This is a genomic window from Trinickia sp. (assembly GCF_051961175.1).
GTDB lineage: Bacteria > Pseudomonadota > Gammaproteobacteria > Burkholderiales > Burkholderiaceae > Trinickia.
Map to the genome: position 1 here is coordinate 1 of NZ_JBQCDN010000121.1, position 19,715 is coordinate 19,715.

A 19,715-nucleotide genomic window follows, 5' to 3' on the forward strand; every position below is an offset into this window, starting at 1 on the left:
TCGCGGCCCATGCTGCGTCATAGCCGAACGGCGCGTACGAGAGCACGTCCACGCCGAACTTCTGTTTGAACTTGTCGGCGAACCCCTTGCCGACAGGTGTGCTGTCGAGCGGACGGCCGTATTCCCATGCCATCGCGCCTTCGGACACATCCCCAGCCAGCTTGATGAAGTCGATGTCCTTCACGCCGCCGCCGCCGACGTACTGCGCCTTGATTCCGAGCTGCGTCATCTGTTTCATGATGCCTGCCGCCTGCGGATTCAGTGCGCCGACGAAAATGAGATCCGGGTTCTTGGACTTGATGTTCGTCAGTTGCGTCTTGAAGTCCGTCGCCTGGTTCGTCGTGTATTCACGATCGACGATATCGCCGCCCTTCGTCACGACCGTCACGAACTGCCCCTTCTTCACCTGGTACATCGTCGAGGAGCCGTTCTTCAGCGAACCATCCGCGTTGAACGCGATATGGCCCGTGATGCCGTCGAAGCTGATGCTTTGCAGCTTCGGCCGGTAGTCGTCCGGCTTCGTCGAGCCCGCCGCTTGCATCGCCTTGATGGCCGCCCACGCCGCGTCATAGCCGAACGGCGCGTACGACAGCACATCCACACCGAACTTGGCTTTGAAGCGCTCGGCGAACTTCGCGCCGACCGGCGTGCTGTCGAGCGGGCGCCCGTACTCCCACGCCATCGCGCCTTCGGCGCTATCGCCGGCCAGTTTGATGAAGTCGACGTCCTTGACGCCGCCGCCGCCCACGTACTGCGCCTTGATGCCGAGCTGCGTCATCTGCTTCATGATGCCGGCGGCTTGCGGATTGAGTGCACCGACGAAGATCAGATCAGGGTTTTTGCCCTTGATATTCGTGAGCTGCGTCTTGAAATCGGTCGCCTGGTTCGTCGTGTATTCGCGATCGACAATGTTGCCGCCGTGCGCCTTGACGGCCTTCACGAATTCGTCGGCTTCGCCCTGGCCGAACGCCGTGCGATCGTCGATGACGGCAATGCGCTTGGCCTTGGTGGTCTCGACTGCATACACGCCCGCGGTGCCGGCGTTCTGCGCGTCGCTCGAAATCACCATGAAGATGTTCTTGTAGCCGCGTCCGCTGATCATCGGATTCGTCGCGGCGGGATCGATGTCGGGGATGCCGGCCTTTTCGTATAGCTCGGAAGCGGGGATGGTCGTGCCCGAGTTGAAGTGGCCCACGACGACGGACACGCCTTCATCGACGAGTTTTTGCGCGACTTGCACGCCGACGCGCGGATCGGCCTGATCGTCTTCGGTGACGAGCTCGAACGAAGCGGGTTGGCCATTGATCTTGATGCCCTGGGCTTTCGCGTCGTCGAGCGCCATTTTGACGCCGTCTTCCAAATCTTTGCCGTAACTCGCATTGGGCCCGGTGAGCGGAGCGGCAAAGCCGATTTTCACGACGGTATCCGCGCGGGAGGCGAGCGGGACAAGCGCGAGAAATGCTCCAACTGCAACTGCGACAGGGGTAAGGGTGTTCGCAAAACGCATGTTGATTCCTTTGTCGGCAAGCATGAAGTCACTGCTATGGCGTGCATGCCGGCAGCGCTTGGGCGCTACGCTCGGCGTGGTCGGGCGGTGGCCGGTGCACGGCTCTTGTTCGTCTGATACAGCGTGTGGCGGGCACCTCCTGCAAGCATGTGTGGATCGAACCGCTGGACGTGAGAACCGCCGCTGCGATTATTGGCACGACTATAGAAAACCAATATCGCTCCGTCTTGACCTTTCGCGACGATTCCTGTGCGCATTTCGGCATAGTCGCGTAGGCGCAGGCAATCGGGATTAATACGCGCGAAATTCGCGCAGTGGCGGCCCCCGTATTCGTCCTCGTTTGCCCTCATTCGTCCTATTGGTCGCATTTTTTGCAGCGCAACGCGCAAAGCGGACCCAACATCACTCCGAACAATCCCTAACGACGCGAGCGTCAAGTTTGCACTGCGGTATGCCGTTTACCTGCACGGAGGATCACGAGTCCTCGCAGCTAATTCGTCAGAAGGAATCGTCTGAATGTTTGCGTCAATTCGAGCTCGCGTGCTCGCAGCTTGCCTCGCCATCGTCGTTGGCTCTTTGGTCGTCAACGCGGCACTGAACTTCTTCGTCGTCAACTTCCACGAGAAGGACACCATCAACAACAATCTCGTCGCGCTCGCGAACGGGCACGATGCCGGCATTGCCGAATGGGTCGCATCGAAGACGGCGGCGATCGCCGCGCTGCAGGACATCACAGTAGGCGGTGCGGATCCCTCCGCCGAATTCAAACAGGCGATGGCCGCCGGCGGTTTCTCGAACGTCTATGCGGGTTACGCGGACAAGAGCGCCAAGTTCGGCGACGCCACCGGCATCCCGCCCGACTACGATCCGACCGCGCGCCCGTGGTACAAGCAGGCGGCCGCGGCGGGCAAGCCCGTCGTCACGCCGCCTTATGTCGATGCAGGCACGGGCAAGCTCGTCGTCGCGTTCGCGGTGCCGATCGTTCGCGATGGCTCGCTCAAGGCCGTCGTGTCCGGCGACGTCGCAATGGACAGCGTGATCGCCAACGTGAAGTCGATCCATCCGACGCCGGCCAGCTTCGGCTTGCTCGTCGACGGCGCGGGCGATATCGTGGCCCACCCGGATTCGAAGCTCACGCTCAAACCCATCTCGGCACTGATGCCGAGTATGACGGCGACGACGGTCGCATCGCTCGCCGGCGCCTCCGAGCCGCTTGAAACGGAAGCGGACGGCCGCTCGGTACTGCTGCGCGGCGTGAACGTTCCGGGCACGGATTGGGCCGTCATTGTCGCGCTCGACGAAGGTGAGGCGAAGGCGGGCATCCGCTCGTTCCTGACGACGTCGGCGATCGCGCTCGTCGTCATCGTCCTGCTTGCCGCGGCGATTGTGTCGGCGATCACCTCGAAGGCATTCAAGCGCCTGTCGCTCGTGCGCGATGCGATGGATTCGATCGGCTCGGGCACGGGCGATCTGACTCGGCGCTTGCCGGCCGAAGGCCGCGACGAAGTGGCCCAAATCGCGGGCTCGTTCAATAAATTCGTCGATAAGCTGCGCGACGTGATGCGTCAGATTCGCGATACCAGCGAATCCGTGCGCACGGCCGCCGACGAAATCGCGGCGGGTAACCTCGATTTGTCGGGCCGCACGGAATCGGCCGCAGCCAGCTTGCAGGAAACGGCGGCCTCGATGGAAGAGATCACCTCCACAGTGACGCAATCGGCCAGTTCGGCGCGGCAGGCCAACGACATGGCGGGCTCGGCTTCGAGCGTGGCATCCCGCGGCGGGCAGGTCGTCTCGGAAGTGGTGGCGACGATGGGCAACATCGAATCGGCCTCGGGCAAAGTCGGCGACATCATCGGCGTGATCGACGGCATCGCGTTCCAGACGAACATCCTGGCGTTGAACGCCGCGGTGGAAGCGGCGCGCGCGGGCGAGCAGGGCCGCGGCTTCGCTGTCGTGGCCGGGGAGGTGCGCAGCTTGGCCCAGCGCAGCGCGCAGGCCGCCAAGGAGATCAAATCGTTGATCGAATCGACGATCGACAGCGTCTCCTCGGGCTCGAGCCAGGTCAAGCGCGCGGGCGACACGATGACGGAAATCGTCTCGAACGTCTCGAGCGTGACGACGATCATGTCCGAAATCACCCATGCCGCCGACGAGCAGACGCGCGGCATTCAAGAGGTCAACCGCGCGGTGTCGCAGCTCGACGAGATGGTTCAGCAGAATGCGGCGCTCGTCGAGGAATCGGCTGCCGCGGCGTCGGCGTTGCAGAGGCAGGCGGTCACGCTCGCCGGTGCCGTTGCGCAGTTCAAGCTCGATTGACGTTCGGGACGGCCGGATTCAACCGGCATCGATCGACCAGGCGCCGAGCCAGTCGCGCGGCTCCGCGATCTCGTCTTGAGCCGCGACGAGCTCGAGCTCGTAGCGGCCCGCCGCATAGGTCGCCTTCAGCACGGCGTGCACGGCGGACACGGCATGCTCGAATGCCGTGCGCAGCGGGTCGCCGGCGAGCCGCCGCGCAACGAACGTCGCGCTCGTGAGCTCGCCCACCCCGACGGGCTGGCGCGCGAACGGATAGCGCGGATGCTGGGTCATCCACGCTTCGCGCTCGGTGACGACGAGCAGATTGACACGGTCCGCCGGGCTGTTGCGGTCGATCAGCTGTTTGACGAGGATGACCTGCGGGCCGCTGCGAATGATCTCGCGGCAAGCGCAGACGGCATCGTCGACCGTTTCGATCGTGCGGCCGACGAGCTTTTGCAGCGTGTCGTGCGTGGGCGAAAGCCCATCGGCCAGCGCGGGCATCGTCTCGAGCAGGTATTCGTCGACGCTCGCACCCGCGCCCGCGCCGATGACGGGCGTGCAAAAGTGCCACGCTTCGGGGTTGGTCGCCTTGACGGCGCGAACGATGTCGATGACGGCCTGCGCGTGCGCCTTGGAGCCGAGGTAGCCCGAAACGATGGCGTCGCAGCGCCTGAGCATGCCGATCGCACCGATGCCTTCGACGAGATCGGTCATTTGCGGCGGGTCGATCGCGCTGCCGGCCCAGTGGCCGTATTGCATGTGGTTCGAGAACTGCATCGTATCGAGCGGCCAGACGTTCACGCCCAGCCGCTGCATCGGAAAGACGGCAGCGCTGTTGCCCGCATGGCCGAATACGACGTGCGGTTGAATGCTCAAGACGTTTTTCATGATGAGTGTGCTCGCGTGAGGCGCACTGTGCGCTCGGCCCGGCTGCGCAACCGGGTGTGTCGATTCGACGCCGCGCCGCACGCTGCTCCTCCGAAAGTCCGATATTTGCAAGATACATGAGTTGTTGCGTCGCGTCATCGGGCGCCGTCAGCAACCCGCGGACCTGATCGCCGGGCAGGCGGGGCAGGCATTCCCGGAATGGCCCCTAAAAACGTGCCCGGCCGTCCCGGCGTTGCTTGGAGCCGACGAATTGGCGCAGCCCCATGCCCGCTGCTAAGCGTTTTCCCGCACGCACTGCTACAATTGCCTGTTTCCAAAGTTTACAAAGCGTGCTGGCGGTTGCCCGGCAGCCGGCCCCTGTCACTCTTGGCGGGGCGGTCTCGGTGCGCTTCGTGTTCGTTTCGCGGGCGGCGCGCGAGCCGAGGCACGGTGTCGCGCCGCACGCTAAGAAGAACCAAGGAGTAGCCAACGTGCCAGCAAGCGTCTCATCGAACGGGTCGTCCGCGCTACGCGCGCGCGCGCTAGCGGCCGCTGCCGCGGCGCGTGCGGCCGGCGAAGGCGGCATGCGATGACGTTTTCGCCCGTGACCCTCTGGGATTGGGTGCTCGTCGCGTTATGCTGCATTGCGACGGCTTATGTCGTCGTTGCCGCGCTCGCGTTGCCGTCGGCACGCGCGCTCGCTCAGCGCTTCCCGCGCAAAGGCGCGCTGGGCGGCCAGGGGTACCGGCCGTTGGAGCCCGTGAGCGTGCTCAAGCCGCTGTGCGGCGCCGAGCCGCGTCTTTACGAAAACCTTTCGACATTCTGCCGGCAGACGCATCCGTGCTACCAGCTGCTGTTCGGCGTATCGTCCTCGGCCGATCCGGCGATCGCCGTCGTGCGGCGGCTGCAGGCGTCGTTTCCCGAGCGCGACATCGCGCTCGTGATCGATGCGCGCGTGCATGGCCATAACCTGAAGGTCAGCAACCTGATCAATCTGGCCGCGCGGGCGAAGCATCCGCTGATCGTGCTGGCCGACAGCGATATCGCCGTCGCCCCCGATTACCTCGACGCCGTGACGGCGCCGCTCGCCGATCCCCAAGTCGGCATCGTCACGTGTCTCTACCATGCGAAAAGCGTGGGTGGGTTCTGGACGCGCATCGGTGCGCAGTTCATCAACGAATGGTTCGCGCCCTCGGTGCGCATCGCGCACGCGGGCGGCTCGCGTAGCTTCGGCTTCGGCGCGACACTCGCGTTGCGGGCGAACGTCCTGGCCGATATCGGCGGGTTCGATGCGCTCAAGGATTGTCTGGCCGACGATTACTGGCTCGCCGAATACACGCGCCAGCGCGGCATGACCACGGTGCTGTCGGAAGTCGTCGTCGATACCGATGTCATCGAACCGGATTTCGCGACGCTCTGGCTGCGCGAGACGCGCTGGCTGCGCACGATCCGCTCGATCAATCCGCTCGGTTTCGCGTTCCTGTTCATCACGTTTACGTCGCCATGGCTGGCGGCCGCCGCGCTGCTCGCGCTGCACGGCGGGGCAGGTTTGCGCGAAACGGCGCTGGTCGCCGCGGCGGTGCTCGGCGTCGTCGCACGCGTGGGCCTGCACGCCCGCGCGTCGCGCGAGCGCGGCGAGTTTTTGCGCGATCTGCCGCTGGTGCCGCTGCGCGATGCGCTGCTGGCCGCGCAATGGTTCGTCGCGGCGTTCGGCTCGCACGTGGTGTGGCGCGGCGCGCGCATGCCGGTTGTCGCACGCGTGGCCGAAGGGTCCGAGGGGCCTTGAGCCGCACCGTATTCGCGTATTCGTATTTCGTCGATGGCCGTTCTTGCGCGGCCCGTCGTCCTCACAACATCTGCTTCACCTATAGGTTGCCGGAGCTTCATCCATGAAAACGCTGTTCTTGCAGGCCCCGTCGTATGACGGCTTCGATGGCGGTGCCGGTTCGCGCTACCAAGCCAAGCGCGAAATCCGCTCGTTCTGGTATCCGACATGGCTCGCGCAGCCCGCGGCACTCGTGCCGGGTAGCCGTGTGCTCGACGCGCCGGCCGACGGCCTGTCTGTCGAAGACACGCTGAAGATCTGCGACGGCTACGATCTGATCATCATCCACACGAGCACGCCGTCGTTCCCGACGGACGCGTTGTTCGCCCAGGACGTCAAGAAGCGCAAGCCGTCGGTGCTCGTGGGCATGGTGGGTGCGAAGGTGATGGTCGATCCGCACAACTCGCTGACGGCGACGGAAGCGATCGATTTCGTCTGCCGCGAAGAGTTCGACTTCACGTGCAAGGAGCTCGCCGAAGGCAAGCCGTTCGCCGAGATCAAGGGCCTCTCCTGGCGCGCGAAAGACGGCTCGATCGAGCACAACGAAGCGCGTCCGATTCTCGAGAACATGGACGAACTGCCGTTCGTCGCGCCGATCTACAAGCGCGATCTGAAGATCGACAACTACTTCATCGGCTATCTGAACTACCCGTACGTGTCGATTTACACGGGCCGCGGCTGCAAGTCGCGCTGCACGTTCTGCCTGTGGCCGCAGACGGTGAGCGGCCATCGCTACCGCACGCGCTCGGTCGAGAACGTGATCGAGGAAGCGAAGTGGATCCGCGACAACATGCCGGAAGTCAAGGAGCTCATGTTCGACGACGATACGTTCACCGACGATCTGCCGCGCGCGGAAGCCATCGCGATCGGCCTGGGCAAGCTCGGCATGACGTGGTCGTGCAACGCCAAGGCGAACGTACCGTACAAGACGCTCAAGGTCATGAAGGAAAACGGCTTGCGTCTGCTGCTCGTCGGCTTCGAATCGGGAGACGATCAAATCCTCGTGAACATCAAGAAGGGGGTGCGGACGGATTTCGCGCGCCGCTTCAGCGCGGATTGCAAGAAGCTCGGCATCAAGATCCACGGCACGTTCATCCTCGGCTTGCCGGGCGAGACGCAAGAGACGATCAAGAAGACGATCGAGTACGCGAAGGAAATCAATCCGCACACGATTCAGGTCTCGCTGGCCGCACCGTATCCGGGCACGACGCTTTACAAGCAGGCCGTCGACAACGGCTGGATGGAAGAGAACAAGACGATCAACCTCGTGAGCAAGGAAGGCGTTCAGCTGGCGGCGATCGGCTATCCGCATCTGTCGCGCGACGAGATCTATCATCATCTCGAGCAGTTCTATCGACAGTTCTACTTCCGTCCGTCGAAGATCTGGGAAATCGTGCGCGAGATGCTGATGAGCTGGGACATGATGAAGCGCCGTCTGCGCGAAGGCGTCGAATTCTTCCGCTTCCTGCGCGCGCACGAGGCGTAAGAGCGTGACACGCTCGGGCCGTCGCGCGCTCATCGTCACTGCAGACGATTTCGGTCTGCATCCGCGCGTGAATGCGGGGATCGAGCGTGCGCACCGGCAGGGCGTGTTGAAGGCGGCCAGCCTCATGGTGGGCGCGCCGGCTGCTCAAGATGCCGTCGAACGCGCGCAGCGTCTGCCGGGCTTGCGTGTCGGCCTGCATCTCGTGCTTGCCGATGGGCCGGCTACGTTGCCGGCTCCGCAAATCCGCGCGCTGGTCGGGCCTGACGGCCGGTTCGGCGATGCGATGGTGCGCGACGGTTTTCGCTTCTTCTTCCTTCCATCGGTGCGGCGGGCGCTCGCGCGCGAGATCCGCGCGCAATTCGAGGCGTTCGCACGAACGGGCTTGCCGCTCGATCACGTCAACGCCCATAAGCACTTCCATTTACATCCGACTGTTCTCTCGCTCGTTCTTTCGATCGGGCGCGAGTTCGGCCTGCGCGCCGTGCGGCTGCCGTTCGAGGCGAACGCGCCGTGGTGGCTCAAACCCTGGATCGGGCTCATGCGGGCGCGACTGTCACGGGCCGGTATTGCTTACAACGATTATGTCGTCGGCATCGAGCATACGGGCGGAATGGACGAGGCAGCCATGCTCGACGCGCTGGCGCGGATGCCAGCGTACGGCGTGGGCGAAATTTACAGCCACCCGGCAGAAGCGGGGGACGGCCCGATCACGGCCTCGATGCATGCCTATCGCCATGTCGACGAACTGGGTGCGCTGCTCTCGCCGCGGGTGGCCGAGGCGATTGCCAAGGCTGGTCTGACGTGCGGCGGGTTTGCCGATGTCTTTGGCGGCGCGGCCGATCCGAGCGGCACGGCCGATGCGGTAGAGCATCGGGGGGCCGCGCGGGGAGGGGCGTCACGATGACGAAATGGCTCAAATGGGCCGGTTGGCCTGTCGGCATTGCGCTGCTCATAGGGCTCGTCGTGCGCGACGGCGCGGCCGATGTCGTGCACGTCATCGGGCAGGCGGGTTTCGCGCTGCTTTGGCTCGTCCCGTTTCATGCGCTGCCGCTGTTGTTGGACGCGCATGGCTGGCGCGTTCTACTGCGCGGGCGGGCGCCGCTGGCCTTCCTTTGGTGGGTGGCAACGGTACGGGAGGCGGTGAGCCGGCTCCTGCCGGTATTGGCGGTGGGCGGTGAGATCGTCGGTATTCGGCTCGCGCGTTGGCGCGTGCGCGATGCGAGCGTGGTGAGTGCCTCGGTGATCGTGGAAGTGTTGGTGACGATCGCCGTGCAGTATGCGTTTTCGGCGTTGGGCGTGGTGCTGATCCTCGCCGCGACGGGCGGCGATCATGCGAGGACGGTCGGGCTGGCGCTCGTGCTCTCGCTGCCGTTGCCGATCGTGACGGCGTTGCTGCTGCGCCGGGGCGGCGTATTCCGTGCGATCGAGCGGTTCGCCGCGCGAGCGCTCGGCAGCGAGCATCGGTTCTTGCAGGGGATCGACGGCGCCAAGCTCGATGCCGAAATCGATGCGTTGATGACGCGTACCGGTGTGCTCGTCAGCGCGTTCGCCTGGCAGTTTGCGGGCTATCTGCTCGGGGCGCTGGAGACATATTGGGCGCTGGCGCTACTGGGTCATCCGGTTTCGGCAGGCGGTGCGATTGCTATCGAAGCGCTGACGCAAGCGGTGCGGCACGCGGCGTTCATGGTGCCTGCGGGCCTCGGCGTGCAGGAAGTCGCCGTCGTGCTGCTCGCGCAGATGTTCGGTATCGATCGCGAGGTGGGGCTCTCGCTCGCGCTCGTGAAGCGGATGCGCGAAGTGATTTTTGGGTGCATCGCGCTGGCTTCGTGGCAGTGGGCGGAGATCATGCGCGGGCGCCGGCGGGTGATTGCCACGGGCAATCGGACAATCAGCGCAAGTTCAGCCGCGACGCGCGCGCCGGCAAAGGACGAGGCGCGTGATCCCAATCTCGTCGACTGAAAAATCGATTCGTCGTCGAGCCTCAGGTGTTCTTATAGAAAAAGATGGCGCTGCCGCCATCCGACGTTGGGGCCCATTCATCGAAGCATGCGCGATCGCCGCAGGTTGCCGCGTAGGGTGCGCCCGGCCTCGACGATCGAGTGCTCCGGACTTGTGTGCCGCCATGCGTTTCTTCCCGCGGATCCTCTGTGAATAGCATCTGGTAATCGAACGGCCGGCCCCCGGGATTGGCGACGGTGGCGCGCCACAGTACGTATTTCGGTTCGCCGGCGCATCCCGAGGATTCGCTATCCCTGATATCCAGGTGCACCTCCGCAATCTCACCGGGGTTTAACGTCACAGAATCAGGTTTGACACTCGCTATGCATTGACGCTGGTAGAGGTTTTCCTGAATTTCAAGTTTCTCTGTTCCTCTGCTGTTGTCGAACTTAATAATATGATTTCGTACCTTCGCGATTTGAAGCGATTCCGATTCGGATTGCGATGCGTCAGTCATCGTGGTGAAGCCAGAGCGTGGCGAAGGCTGCATTTCATCGGCGTGCAGCGGGGGCGGAGAACAGACGAGTGTCGCAGCCAGAACGGCGGCTGGGAAAGTCGACTTGGATGAACAGAAGAGTTCCGACCGCTGCTTCGTTTTTCGCGAAATCATGGCGCTTCCTCATTCGGAATGTTGTATTCGACTTGCGTCGGTAGACGGTTGACGATAAACGATTGATGCCAGTGGAAGATTCGCACTTTCGACGATCGGCGAACAGGTCATTTGGTCTTGTTTTGTTGGCCAAGAGGTGGCAAAAAATCAGCCGTTCGCGCGGCTTCCAAAAATCCCGTTTACGTACCGGTCGGTTCGGCACCGCACGTTGTTCATGTGGCATACGGTCCAGATGTTCCCTATGAAGGTAAACACGCTTTGCGCTCGGCGATAATCTCGTCCTACATTACTACCTAACCGGACACGTCATATCGAATGACACGACACTGATTGAAGGCCAGACGACGCAGCGCCGCGCCGGCTACGGGGGGCGACCGAACGCCAAGTGCATCGCACGGGCGGGCGGGCGCAAGCCAAAGACGCAGCGCATAGGGACGACGTCGTTCTGCCGGTGTCCGGCTGTTTTGCCGACGATTTTTGCGTCGCGCGCCATGATGATTGCCGGCCGTTCACTGCGCGTGACGGCCGGTTCTGTTTTTTTGAGCCCCGATTTTTGTCTCTCACAGGCGCCGGGTTCAAGCCTCCAAGGCGCCATGCGGCGCCGCGCCCCGCGAATATCGAAAAAGCGACGCGAAACGTGTGCAATCGCTCCATGGCAACCGGAAGGGAAACGCCGCGGCAGCCTCCTCCAGCGGCCTTTGACACGATTCCTCGCGCAGCCGCAGGGGGATGTTGCAGTGCAATAATCCAAGACCCGGCGTTTGTGCAAAACAATTTCGCTTGCGACTATCCGCGCCAGGCGAAAAGCCGGACCGAAAGCGCACGACAAGACGCAGCGGCCGGTGGGCCGTGCGGCGCGGATTCGGTCCGCGCATTCGCCTTGGCAGTCGCGGATCCATGTCGCGACGGCAGGCAACCATACTGGAAGATGGAGACGCCCGTGTTCCTCTACGGCTTCGGCCCGATCCTTCTCGCCGGCACGATCAAGACGATCGAGCTGTCGGTGCTTTCGCTCGCTGTATCGGTGCTGCTCGGCCTTGTCGGCGCAGTCGCGAAGCTGTCGCGCAACCGCGTCGTCTCCGGTGCGGGGACGCTCTACACCACCTTGATTCGCTCCGTGCCCGATCTCGTGCTGATGCTGCTGTTGTTCTACAGCATTCAGATTGCCGTCAATCAACTGACCGACGCGCTCGGGATGGATCAAATCGACATCGATCCGTTCGTCGCAGGGGTGCTCACGCTGGGATTCATCTACGGTGCCTATTTCACGGAGACCTTCCGTGGGGCGTTCCTATCGGTGCCGAGGGGCCAGTTGGAAGCGGGCAGCGCCTATGGCATGAGCGGCATGCGTGTGTTCATGCGCATTTTGTTTCCGCAGATGATGCGCTTCGCGCTACCCGGCATCGGCAACAACTGGCAGGTGCTCGTGAAGGCAACCGCGCTCGTGTCGATCATCGGTCTGGCCGATGTCGTCAAAGCCGCACAGGACGCCGGCAAGAGCACGTTCAACATGTTTTTCTTCATTCTCGTCGCGGCGTTGATCTATCTCGCCATCACGACGGTCTCGAACGTCGTGCTGCTGTGGCTCGACAAGCGCTACTCCATTGGCGTGCGCCACGCGGAACTTTGAAAGGAAGGAGAAGGTAAGCTCATGATCGAAATCCTTTCGCAATACGGCCGCGCATTCCTGTACTACGACGGACAGGGGCTCTCGGGCTTGGCCGTGACGCTGTGGCTGCTGGTGCTGTCGCTCATCATCGGCTTTTGCATGGCCGTACCGCTCGCCGTGGCCCGCGTGTCGAAAAACCGCTGGCTTTCGACGCCCGTGCGTTGCTACACGTACGTCTTTCGCGGCACGCCGCTGTATGTGCAGCTGCTGCTGATCTATAGCGGTGTCTACAGCCTGCAAATCGTGCACGCCCATGCGGTGTTGAACGAGTTCTTTCGCAGCGGCCTGCACTGCGCCATCCTCGCTTTTGGCCTGAATACGGGCGCTTATACGACGGAGATTTTCGCCGGCGCGATTCGCGCCACGTCCCACGGCGAGGTGGAGGCCGCGCGCGCCTACGGGATGAGCCGTTGGACGATGTATCGCCGCATCATCCTGCCTTCGGCGCTGCGCCGCGCGCTGCCGTTGTACAGTAACGAGGTCATCTTGATGCTGCATGCAACGACGGTTGCTTTCACCGCCACGGTACCCGACGTGCTGAAGGTGGCCCGCGACGCCAATTCGGCCACCTACATGTCGTTCCAGGCCTTCGGGATCGCCGCGCTTATTTATCTTGCGGTATCGTTCGCACTCGTCGCTGCGTTCCGGCGGGCGGAACGCCGCTGTTTGGCCTACCTCGCCGTTCGCGGGATTTGATTCGCACGCACTCGTTTTATACGCCATCGATTCAGATTCATACGGGAGAGCATGGTGCTCCAAGCGACTTCTCAATCCGCCGCCGCCAAGCTCGCGGCGCTCGACATCCATAAGCGCTACGGCGACAACGAGGTGCTCAAGGGCGTCACGCTGACGGCGAAAGCGGGCGACGTCATCAGCATCATCGGCGCCAGCGGCTCGGGCAAGAGCACGTTCCTGCGCTGCATCAACTTTCTCGAGCGGCCGAACGCGGGCAGCATCGTCGTCGACGGTGAAACCGTGCGCACGAAAACGGATCGCGCCGGCAACCTCGAAGTCGCCGATCACAAGCAACTGCAGCGCATCCGCACGAAGCTCTCGATGGTGTTCCAGCACTTCAATCTCTGGGCGCATATGAATGTGCTCGAGAACATCATCGAAGCACCGGTGCATGTGCTCGGTTTGTCGAAGCGGGAGGCCGAGGAACGCGCCCGCATGTACCTCGAAAAGGTCGGCCTCGCACCGCGTCTGGAAAAGCAATATCCGTCGCACCTCTCCGGCGGACAGCAGCAGCGTGTCGCCATCGCGCGCGCCCTCGCCATGAACCCGGACGTCATGCTGTTCGACGAACCCACCTCGGCGCTCGATCCCGAGCTCGTCGGGGAAGTGCTCAAGGTCATGCAGAAGCTGGCCGAAGAGGGCCGGACGATGATCGTCGTCACCCATGAAATGGGCTTCGCCCGCAACGTCTCCAATCATGTGATGTTTTTGCATCAAGGGCGCACCGAGGAAGAGGGTGATCCGGCGGTCGTGCTGGCGCAGCCCGAAAGCGAGCGGCTGAAGCAGTTCCTCTCCGGCAGCTTGAAGTAGCAGCATGCAAGGCAACGCGAACGAACATCGCGAACGCCGGGCACGTGTCGCAGGACGCTGGCGCGGTGCGTGCCGTGCGTTGCGCGGAGGCTGAGCGATGGCGCGCGTGCAAGCCGGCCCGGCCAGGACGACGCAGGTGGCGATCGTCGCATTGCCGCCCGTTTCGATGTCGGGCATCGCGCCGATCGTCGATGCGCTGCGGCTCGCCAACGACATCGATGGGCGCGCGCTCTATCGCTGGCAGGTGCTCTCCTGGGACGGGCGTGCGGTGCCGCTGGCAGGCGGTGCGGCGCTGCCCGCCGACGATGCGTTCGGCGACGGCGTGTCCTGCGATTGGCTGATCGTCGTCGCCGAACGATTCCAGCAGTTTGCCGATTACCGCCTGTTTCTGGCTGCTTTGGCGCGCGTGGGACAGCGTACGCCGCTCGTCACGGGCATCCATCACGGCGTCTGGTGGCTCGCGATGGCGGGACAGCTTTCGGGCTATCGCGTGAGCGTGAACTGGGAAACGTATCAGCAGTTTGCCGAGCAGTTCGAGCGCTCGATCGTCACCCAGCAAATCTTCGAAATCGACCGTGACCGCGCAACCTGCGCGGGCGGGCTGGCCAGCGTCGACTTCATGCTGGCGATGATTGCGCGCGAGCATGGCCCCGAGCTGGCCGAGCGCATTGCCGACGCTCTCGGCGTCGGCGTGCTGCGTGCGGGCGAAGAGCGCCAACGCATCCCCTATGTCACGGCCCCCGGCGAGCGGCATCCGCGCTTGAACGACGCGCTGCAGTTGATGGAAGCCAATATCGAGGATCCGCTGACGACCGACGATATCGCGAATCTTGTCGGCGTGTCGCGGCGCCAGCTCGAGCGGCTCTTTCGCCAGTACCTCGGGTCGATGCCGTCGAAGTACTACCTCGGTTTGCGGCTCGCCAAAGCGCGTATGCAATTGCAGCGCACCAGCAAGTCGATCGTGCAGGTCAGTCTCGCTTGCGGGTTTTCTTCAGCGGCGCATTTTTCGAACGCGTACCGCGAACGTTTCGGCGTGACGCCGCGCGAAGAACGCCGCAACTGGATTGCGAAGCAGCATGGAGCGGGCGTGGCTTATGCAGGGGAGCCACGTGCGGGCGCCTTGATCGAGCCGCCCGACCATGGCTGACGAAGGCGATAGATCGCGTCGCCCTCAAGCAAGACGCCGTGCGCATCGTTTTCTAAACTAACGTTTATTGCCCTGATCAACGGATCCGGCGCCGCGCGGCCGGCCAGAGGGCACCCCACTCATCCGAAGAGGACACGCCATGAACGATTTCGCTGTGAACCGCCAAACTTTCGACGAAGTCATGGTGCCGGTATTCTCGCCGGCGTCCTTCGTGCCCGCTCGGGGCCAGGGCTCGCGCGTGTGGGATACCGAGGGCCGCGATTACATCGATTTCACGGGAGGCATCGCCGTGACGGGGCTGGGCCATGCCCATCCCGAACTCGTGCGCGTGCTGCGCGAACAAGGCGAAACGCTCTGGCATGTCAGCAACGCCTATACGAACGAGCCGGTGTTGCGCCTGGCGAAGCGGCTCGAATCGCTGACGTTCGCCGAGCGCGCGTTCTTCGCCAATTCCGGTGCGGAGGCGAACGAAGCGGCGCTCAAGCTCGCCCGCCGGGTGGCGATCGAGCGTCATGGCCCCGAAAAAATCGAAATCGTCTCGTTCAAGCAGTCGTTCCACGGCCGCACGTTCTTCACCGTCAGTGTGGGCGGGCAGCCCAAGTACGCCGAAGGCTTCGGCCCGGTGCCCGCCGGTATCGTGCATCTGCCCTACAACGACATTGAAGCGGCGCGCGCCGCCATCGGCCCGAAGACATGTGCCGTCATCGTCGAGCCGCTGCAGGGCGAAGGCGGTGTCATTCCCGGCGATCCCGCCTTCCTGCGAGCGCTGCGCGAAGCCTGCGACGCCCACGGTGCGCTGTTGATTTTCGACGAAGTGCAAACGGGCGTCGGCCGCACGGGCGCTTTTTACGCTTACATGGACACTGGCGTGACGCCCGATATCCTGACCACCGCCAAGGCGCTGGGCAACGGTTTCCCGATCGGCGCGATGCTGACCACGAAGGAGATTGCGGCGCACTTCAAGGTCGGCGTGCACGGCACGACGTACGGCGGCAATCCGCTCGGCGCCGCCGTGGCCGACAAGGTGGTCGAGCTCGTCAGCGATCCGGCGCTGCTCGAAGGCGTCAAAGCACGCGGTGCACGGATCGTCGCCAAGCTCGGCGAAATCAATCAACGCTTTGGCCTGTTCAAGGAAGTGCGCGGCAAGGGGCTCTTGATCGGCGCCGAATTGACGGCCGCATACGAAGGGCGGGCAAAGGATTTCGTCAATGCGGCCGCCGCGCACGGCGTGATGTTGCTGATCGCCGGGCCGAACGTGCTGCGCTTCGCGCCGTCGCTCATCATTCCCGAGGCCGATCTGAACGAAGGTTTCGCGCGATTGACGAAGGCGATCGAAGCCGTGGCCGGCACCACCGCCGACGTGCCGGCTCGCTAAGCGCGTACCGCTCACCGCTCACCGCCGAGGGAACCCACATGCTCTTCGTCCGCCCCGGAAGGCTTTCCGATCTCGACGCGCTTGCGCAGATGGCGCTTGCGGCGCGGCCCGTGCTGCATTCGCTGCCGCACGATCGGCACGAGCTGGAAGCGCGCGTCGCGCTGTCGGAGGATTCGTTTCGTGCCGATGTCGACTTCCCGGGCGAGGAGTTCTACCTCTTCGTGCTCGAGGACAGCGCAACCGGCAAGCTGCTCGGTACGGCCAGCATCGTCGCCGCCGCCGGTTATGCCGAGCCGTTCTATGTATTCCGCAACGATGCCCTGATTCACGCGTCGCGCGAACTGCACGTCAATCGCAAGATTCACGCGCTGACGATGTCGCACGAGCTGACCGGTATAAGCCGGCTCGCGGGGTTCTATATCGATCGATCCGCGGCCGGCGCGGGCGATGCAGCGGCGCAGCTGCTCTCGCGTGCGCGGATGATGTACATCGCTGCGAATCGGCGGCGCTTCACGCCGGAAGTGTTCTCGCTGCTGCTCGGCGTGACCGACGAAGCCGGCACGTCGCCCTTCTGGGAGGCCGTCGGCCGCCGGTTCTTCGGCCGCGACTTCGCGCAGATCGAAATCGCTTCGGGCGGACGCAGCCGCACCTTCATCGCGGAAGTCATGCCGACGTACCCGCTTTATGTCCCGTTGCTGCCCGAGGAGGCGCAGCGTGTGATCGGCGAGCCGAATGCAAAGGCGCTGCTTTCGTACGACATCCATCTCGAAGAAGGCTTCGAGCCCGATCGTTTCGTCGATATCTTCGATGCGGGCCCGGTGCTGACGGCGCAGGTCGATCGCAGCGCCTGCGTCACCTTCAATGAAACGCGCACTGTGCGCGAGGCCAGCGGCCAGGCGGCAGCGGATTCGCGGGCGTACCTCGTGTCCAGCCACCGCGAAGGCGACTTCCGCTGCGTGCTGGCCGAACTGCCGGGCGAGGGCGGCTTTGACGTGCCGCTCGGTGGGCCGGTGCGTGCAGCGCTCGACGTCGTGCACGGCGATTCCGTGCGTTGCGTGCCGCTGCACCGCAGTGCAGCCGATGCGCGGCAAGAGGAGACGGACGACAGCGTTCCGGCTCGAACCATGAACCGAACCGGAAATCAAACGGGAGACCGGCGATGATCGTCGTTCGTGCCGTCAAGACAGACGACCTCGATGCGCTCGTGTCGCTCGCGCATGAAACGGGCCCGGGCCTGACGACGTTCAAGCCCGATCGCGATGCGCTTGCCAGCCGCATTGCGCGTGCGCAGCGAACGATGCAAGGGCACGCGGCGCCGCACGAGGCGGGCTATTTCTTCGTGATGGAAGACACCGCGACGCGCGACGTGGCCGGTGTGTGCGGCATCGAAGTGCAAGTCGGGCTCGAGCAGCCGTTCTACAACTATCGGGTGAGCACGGTCGTGCATGCGAGCCAGGAGCTCGGCGTCTGGACGAAGATGTCGCTGCTCAATATCTCGCACGATCTGACGGGCTATGCCGAAGTCTGCTCGCTGTTTCTGTCGCCGCGTTATCGCGCGCATGGCGTCGGCGGATTGCTGTCGCGTTCGCGCTTCATGTTTATGGCGCAGTTTCGCGAGCATTTTCCCGAGCGGTTATGCGCGGAACTGCGCGGCCACTTCGATGCGGACGGCACGTCGCCGTTCTGGCGCGCCGTCGGCTCGCACTTCTATCAGATCGATTTCAACGCGGCCGATTACCTCAGCGCGCATGGGCGCAAATCGTTCCTCGCCGAGTTGATGCCGCGCTATCCCGTCTACGCCGATTTGCTGCCGGACGAGGCGCAGGCGGTGATCGGGCGGACTCATCGCGACACGGCGCCCGCGCGCAAGATGCTGGAAGCCGAAGGGCTCCGGTATCAGAACCACGTCGACATCTTCGATGCGGGCCCCGTGCTCGAATGTCATATCAACGATCTGCGCACCGTCCGCGAGAGCGTACTCGTGCCCGTCGTGATCAGCGCTCCAAGCGAGTCGGGCGAGGCGAGCGATGGCAGCGATCGAGGCGGCGACGGAACACGCTCGCTCGTCTCCAACACATCGATGGCGGGCTTTCGTGTTGGCGTTGCGCCGGGCAAGGTGGCCGACGGTGCGATGCACCTGTCGGCCGACGATGCCGCCGCGCTCGAAGTGAATGAGGGCGATCTCGTGCGCGTATTGGCATTGAGCAAAAAGCATTAGTCACGGATGTCACGGATCACGGTAGAGAGAACATGAGCGAACTTTTCATCGACGGGCAGTGGTGCGAGGGCGGCGGCCCGGCATTCGTTTCGCGCAACCCAGGGACGGGGGCGGTGGTATGGGAGGGCAAGAGCGCGTCCGGTCTCGATGTCGACCGTGCGGTGGCGAGCGCGCGGCAAGCGTTCGGTGCGTGGTCCGCGCTGCCGTTCGAGGCGCGTATCGACATCGCGCATCGTTTCGCGGCGCTGCTCAACGAACGCAAGGAGGCGCTTGCCCACGCGATTGGGCGTGAGACGGGCAAGCCGCTTTGGGAAGCGCGTACCGAAGTGGCCGCGATGTCCGCGAAGGTGGCGATTTCGATCACGGCGTATCACGAGCGCACGGGCGAGAAGCGCATCGCGATGACGGACGGCACGGCGGTGCTGCGTCATCGGCCGCATGGCGTCGTGGCCGTATTCGGGCCCTACAATTTCCCGGGCCATCTGCCGAACGGGCACATCGTGCCGGCGCTTATCGCGGGCAATACGGTGGTGTTCAAGCCGTCGGAACTGGCGCCCGAGGTGGCGCGGGCCACTGTCGAGGTGTGGCGCGATGCCGGCTTGCCGGCGGGCGTACTCAATCTGGTGCAAGGCGAAAAGGAGACCGGCGTCGCGCTTGCCAACCACCGCCAGATCGATGGGCTCTTCTTTACGGGCAGCTCGGATACGGGCACGTTGCTGCATAAGCAGTTCGGCGGCCGGCCGGAAATTGTCCTGGCGCTCGAAATGGGCGGCAACAATCCGCTGATCGTGGCCGACGTCGAGGACATCGACGCGGCCGTGCATCACACGATCCAATCGGCGTTTCTATCGGCGGGCCAACGCTGCACGTGCGCGCGGCGCATCTTCGTGCCGCGCGACGCATTCGGCGATCGCTTCCTTGCGCGCTTGACCGATGTGACGTCGCGCATCGTCTATGGGCTTTACGACGCCGAGCCGCAACCGTTCATGGGCGCTGTCGTCTCGGCGCGGGCAGCGGGCCGGCTCGTGGCCGCGCAGGAACGGCTGCTCGCCGCGGGCGCACGCGCGATGCTGACGATGGAACAGCGCGATGCACAGCTCGGCTTCGTGAGCCCCGCGATTGTCGACGTCACCGACGTACGCGAGTTGCCGGACGAAGAGCACTTCG

The 19,715-nt window shown here is 63.9% G+C and carries 16 protein-coding genes and 1 pseudogene; 13 read left to right on the forward strand and 4 right to left on the reverse strand.

Annotated features, from left to right (window positions below; translation table 11 throughout):
* Nucleotides 1-388, reverse strand: a 388-nt coding sequence (locus ACTHL0_RS06700) for an ABC transporter substrate-binding protein (RefSeq protein WP_440565879.1), incomplete at its 3' end; no start/stop codon positions are given.
* A pseudogene (locus ACTHL0_RS06705) lies at nucleotides 365-1,507 on the reverse strand (branched-chain amino acid ABC transporter substrate-binding protein); the annotation flags it as partial. The pseudogene ACTHL0_RS06705 and the gene ACTHL0_RS06700, both read right to left, overlap by 24 nt.
* A 516-nt stretch (nucleotides 1,508-2,023) precedes the next feature.
* Between ACTHL0_RS06705 and ACTHL0_RS06710 the strand changes: the two are divergent.
* Nucleotides 2,024-3,826: a methyl-accepting chemotaxis protein gene (locus tag ACTHL0_RS06710; RefSeq protein ID WP_440565865.1), complete on the forward strand. Its 1,803-nt coding sequence runs from the start codon at nucleotides 2,024-2,026 to the stop codon at nucleotides 3,824-3,826.
* A gap of 18 nt (nucleotides 3,827-3,844) precedes the next feature.
* On the opposite strand, the gene pdxY is transcribed toward ACTHL0_RS06710, so the two are convergent.
* On the reverse strand, nucleotides 3,845-4,696 hold the full coding sequence (gene pdxY / locus ACTHL0_RS06715; RefSeq protein WP_440565866.1) for a pyridoxal kinase PdxY: 852 nt from the start codon (nucleotides 4,694-4,696) through the stop codon (nucleotides 3,845-3,847).
* Nucleotides 4,697-5,264: 568 nt separating this feature from the next.
* On the opposite strand from pdxY, the gene hpnI reads away from it, so the two are divergent.
* The 4 genes from hpnI (at nucleotide 5,265) to ACTHL0_RS06735 (ending at nucleotide 9,945) form a co-directional block, all read left to right on the forward strand.
* The gene (gene hpnI, locus ACTHL0_RS06720) at nucleotides 5,265-6,461 is read left to right on the forward strand and encodes a bacteriohopanetetrol glucosamine biosynthesis glycosyltransferase HpnI (protein WP_440565867.1); all 1,197 of its coding nucleotides are present in this window, start codon (nucleotides 5,265-5,267) and stop codon (nucleotides 6,459-6,461) included.
* A gap of 103 nt (nucleotides 6,462-6,564) precedes the next feature.
* On the forward strand, nucleotides 6,565-7,986 hold the full coding sequence (gene hpnJ, locus ACTHL0_RS06725; protein ID WP_440565868.1) for a hopanoid biosynthesis associated radical SAM protein HpnJ: 1,422 nt from the start codon (nucleotides 6,565-6,567) through the stop codon (nucleotides 7,984-7,986).
* Between the two features lie 4 nt (nucleotides 7,987-7,990).
* Nucleotides 7,991-8,890: a hopanoid biosynthesis-associated protein HpnK gene (gene hpnK / locus ACTHL0_RS06730; RefSeq protein ID WP_440565869.1), complete on the forward strand. Its 900-nt coding sequence runs from the start codon at nucleotides 7,991-7,993 to the stop codon at nucleotides 8,888-8,890.
* The gene (locus tag ACTHL0_RS06735) at nucleotides 8,887-9,945 is read left to right on the forward strand and encodes a lysylphosphatidylglycerol synthase domain-containing protein (RefSeq protein WP_440565870.1); all 1,059 of its coding nucleotides are present in this window, start codon (nucleotides 8,887-8,889) and stop codon (nucleotides 9,943-9,945) included. The genes hpnK and ACTHL0_RS06735 overlap by 4 nt, the downstream gene beginning before the upstream one ends.
* 22 nt (nucleotides 9,946-9,967) lie before the next feature.
* On the opposite strand, the gene ACTHL0_RS06740 is transcribed toward ACTHL0_RS06735, so the two are convergent.
* On the reverse strand, nucleotides 9,968-10,594 hold the full coding sequence (locus ACTHL0_RS06740; protein WP_440565871.1) for a hypothetical protein: 627 nt from the start codon (nucleotides 10,592-10,594) through the stop codon (nucleotides 9,968-9,970).
* Between the two features lie 940 nt (nucleotides 10,595-11,534).
* On the opposite strand from ACTHL0_RS06740, the gene ACTHL0_RS06745 reads away from it, so the two are divergent.
* The 8 genes from ACTHL0_RS06745 to astD all read left to right on the forward strand — a co-directional run.
* Entirely contained in the window at nucleotides 11,535-12,224 is a 690-nt protein-coding gene (locus tag ACTHL0_RS06745; RefSeq protein WP_440565880.1) for an ABC transporter permease, read from the forward strand.
* Nucleotides 12,225-12,245: 21 nt separating this feature from the next.
* Nucleotides 12,246-12,959 carry an ABC transporter permease gene (locus ACTHL0_RS06750; RefSeq protein ID WP_440565872.1) on the forward strand — a complete coding sequence of 238 codons (714 nt, stop codon included), beginning with the start codon at nucleotides 12,246-12,248 and terminating at the stop codon, nucleotides 12,957-12,959.
* Between the two features lie 51 nt (nucleotides 12,960-13,010).
* Nucleotides 13,011-13,808: an ABC transporter ATP-binding protein gene (locus ACTHL0_RS06755; RefSeq protein WP_440565873.1), complete on the forward strand. Its 798-nt coding sequence runs from the start codon at nucleotides 13,011-13,013 to the stop codon at nucleotides 13,806-13,808.
* Nucleotides 13,809-13,905: 97 nt separating this feature from the next.
* Nucleotides 13,906-14,955 carry a GlxA family transcriptional regulator gene (locus ACTHL0_RS06760; RefSeq protein ID WP_440565874.1) on the forward strand — a complete coding sequence of 350 codons (1,050 nt, stop codon included), beginning with the start codon at nucleotides 13,906-13,908 and terminating at the stop codon, nucleotides 14,953-14,955.
* A gap of 139 nt (nucleotides 14,956-15,094) precedes the next feature.
* Nucleotides 15,095-16,330 carry an aspartate aminotransferase family protein gene (locus ACTHL0_RS06765; RefSeq protein WP_440565875.1) on the forward strand — a complete coding sequence of 412 codons (1,236 nt, stop codon included), beginning with the start codon at nucleotides 15,095-15,097 and terminating at the stop codon, nucleotides 16,328-16,330.
* A gap of 38 nt (nucleotides 16,331-16,368) precedes the next feature.
* Entirely contained in the window at nucleotides 16,369-17,493 is a 1,125-nt protein-coding gene (aruF, locus tag ACTHL0_RS06770) for an arginine/ornithine succinyltransferase subunit alpha (RefSeq protein ID WP_440565876.1), read from the forward strand.
* On the forward strand, nucleotides 17,490-18,548 hold the full coding sequence (astA, locus tag ACTHL0_RS06775; RefSeq protein ID WP_440565877.1) for an arginine N-succinyltransferase: 1,059 nt from the start codon (nucleotides 17,490-17,492) through the stop codon (nucleotides 18,546-18,548). The genes aruF and astA overlap by 4 nt, the downstream gene beginning before the upstream one ends.
* Nucleotides 18,549-18,580: 32 nt before the next feature.
* On the forward strand, nucleotides 18,581-19,715 hold a 1,135-nt coding region (gene astD, locus ACTHL0_RS06780), incomplete at its 3' end, for a succinylglutamate-semialdehyde dehydrogenase (protein ID WP_440565878.1).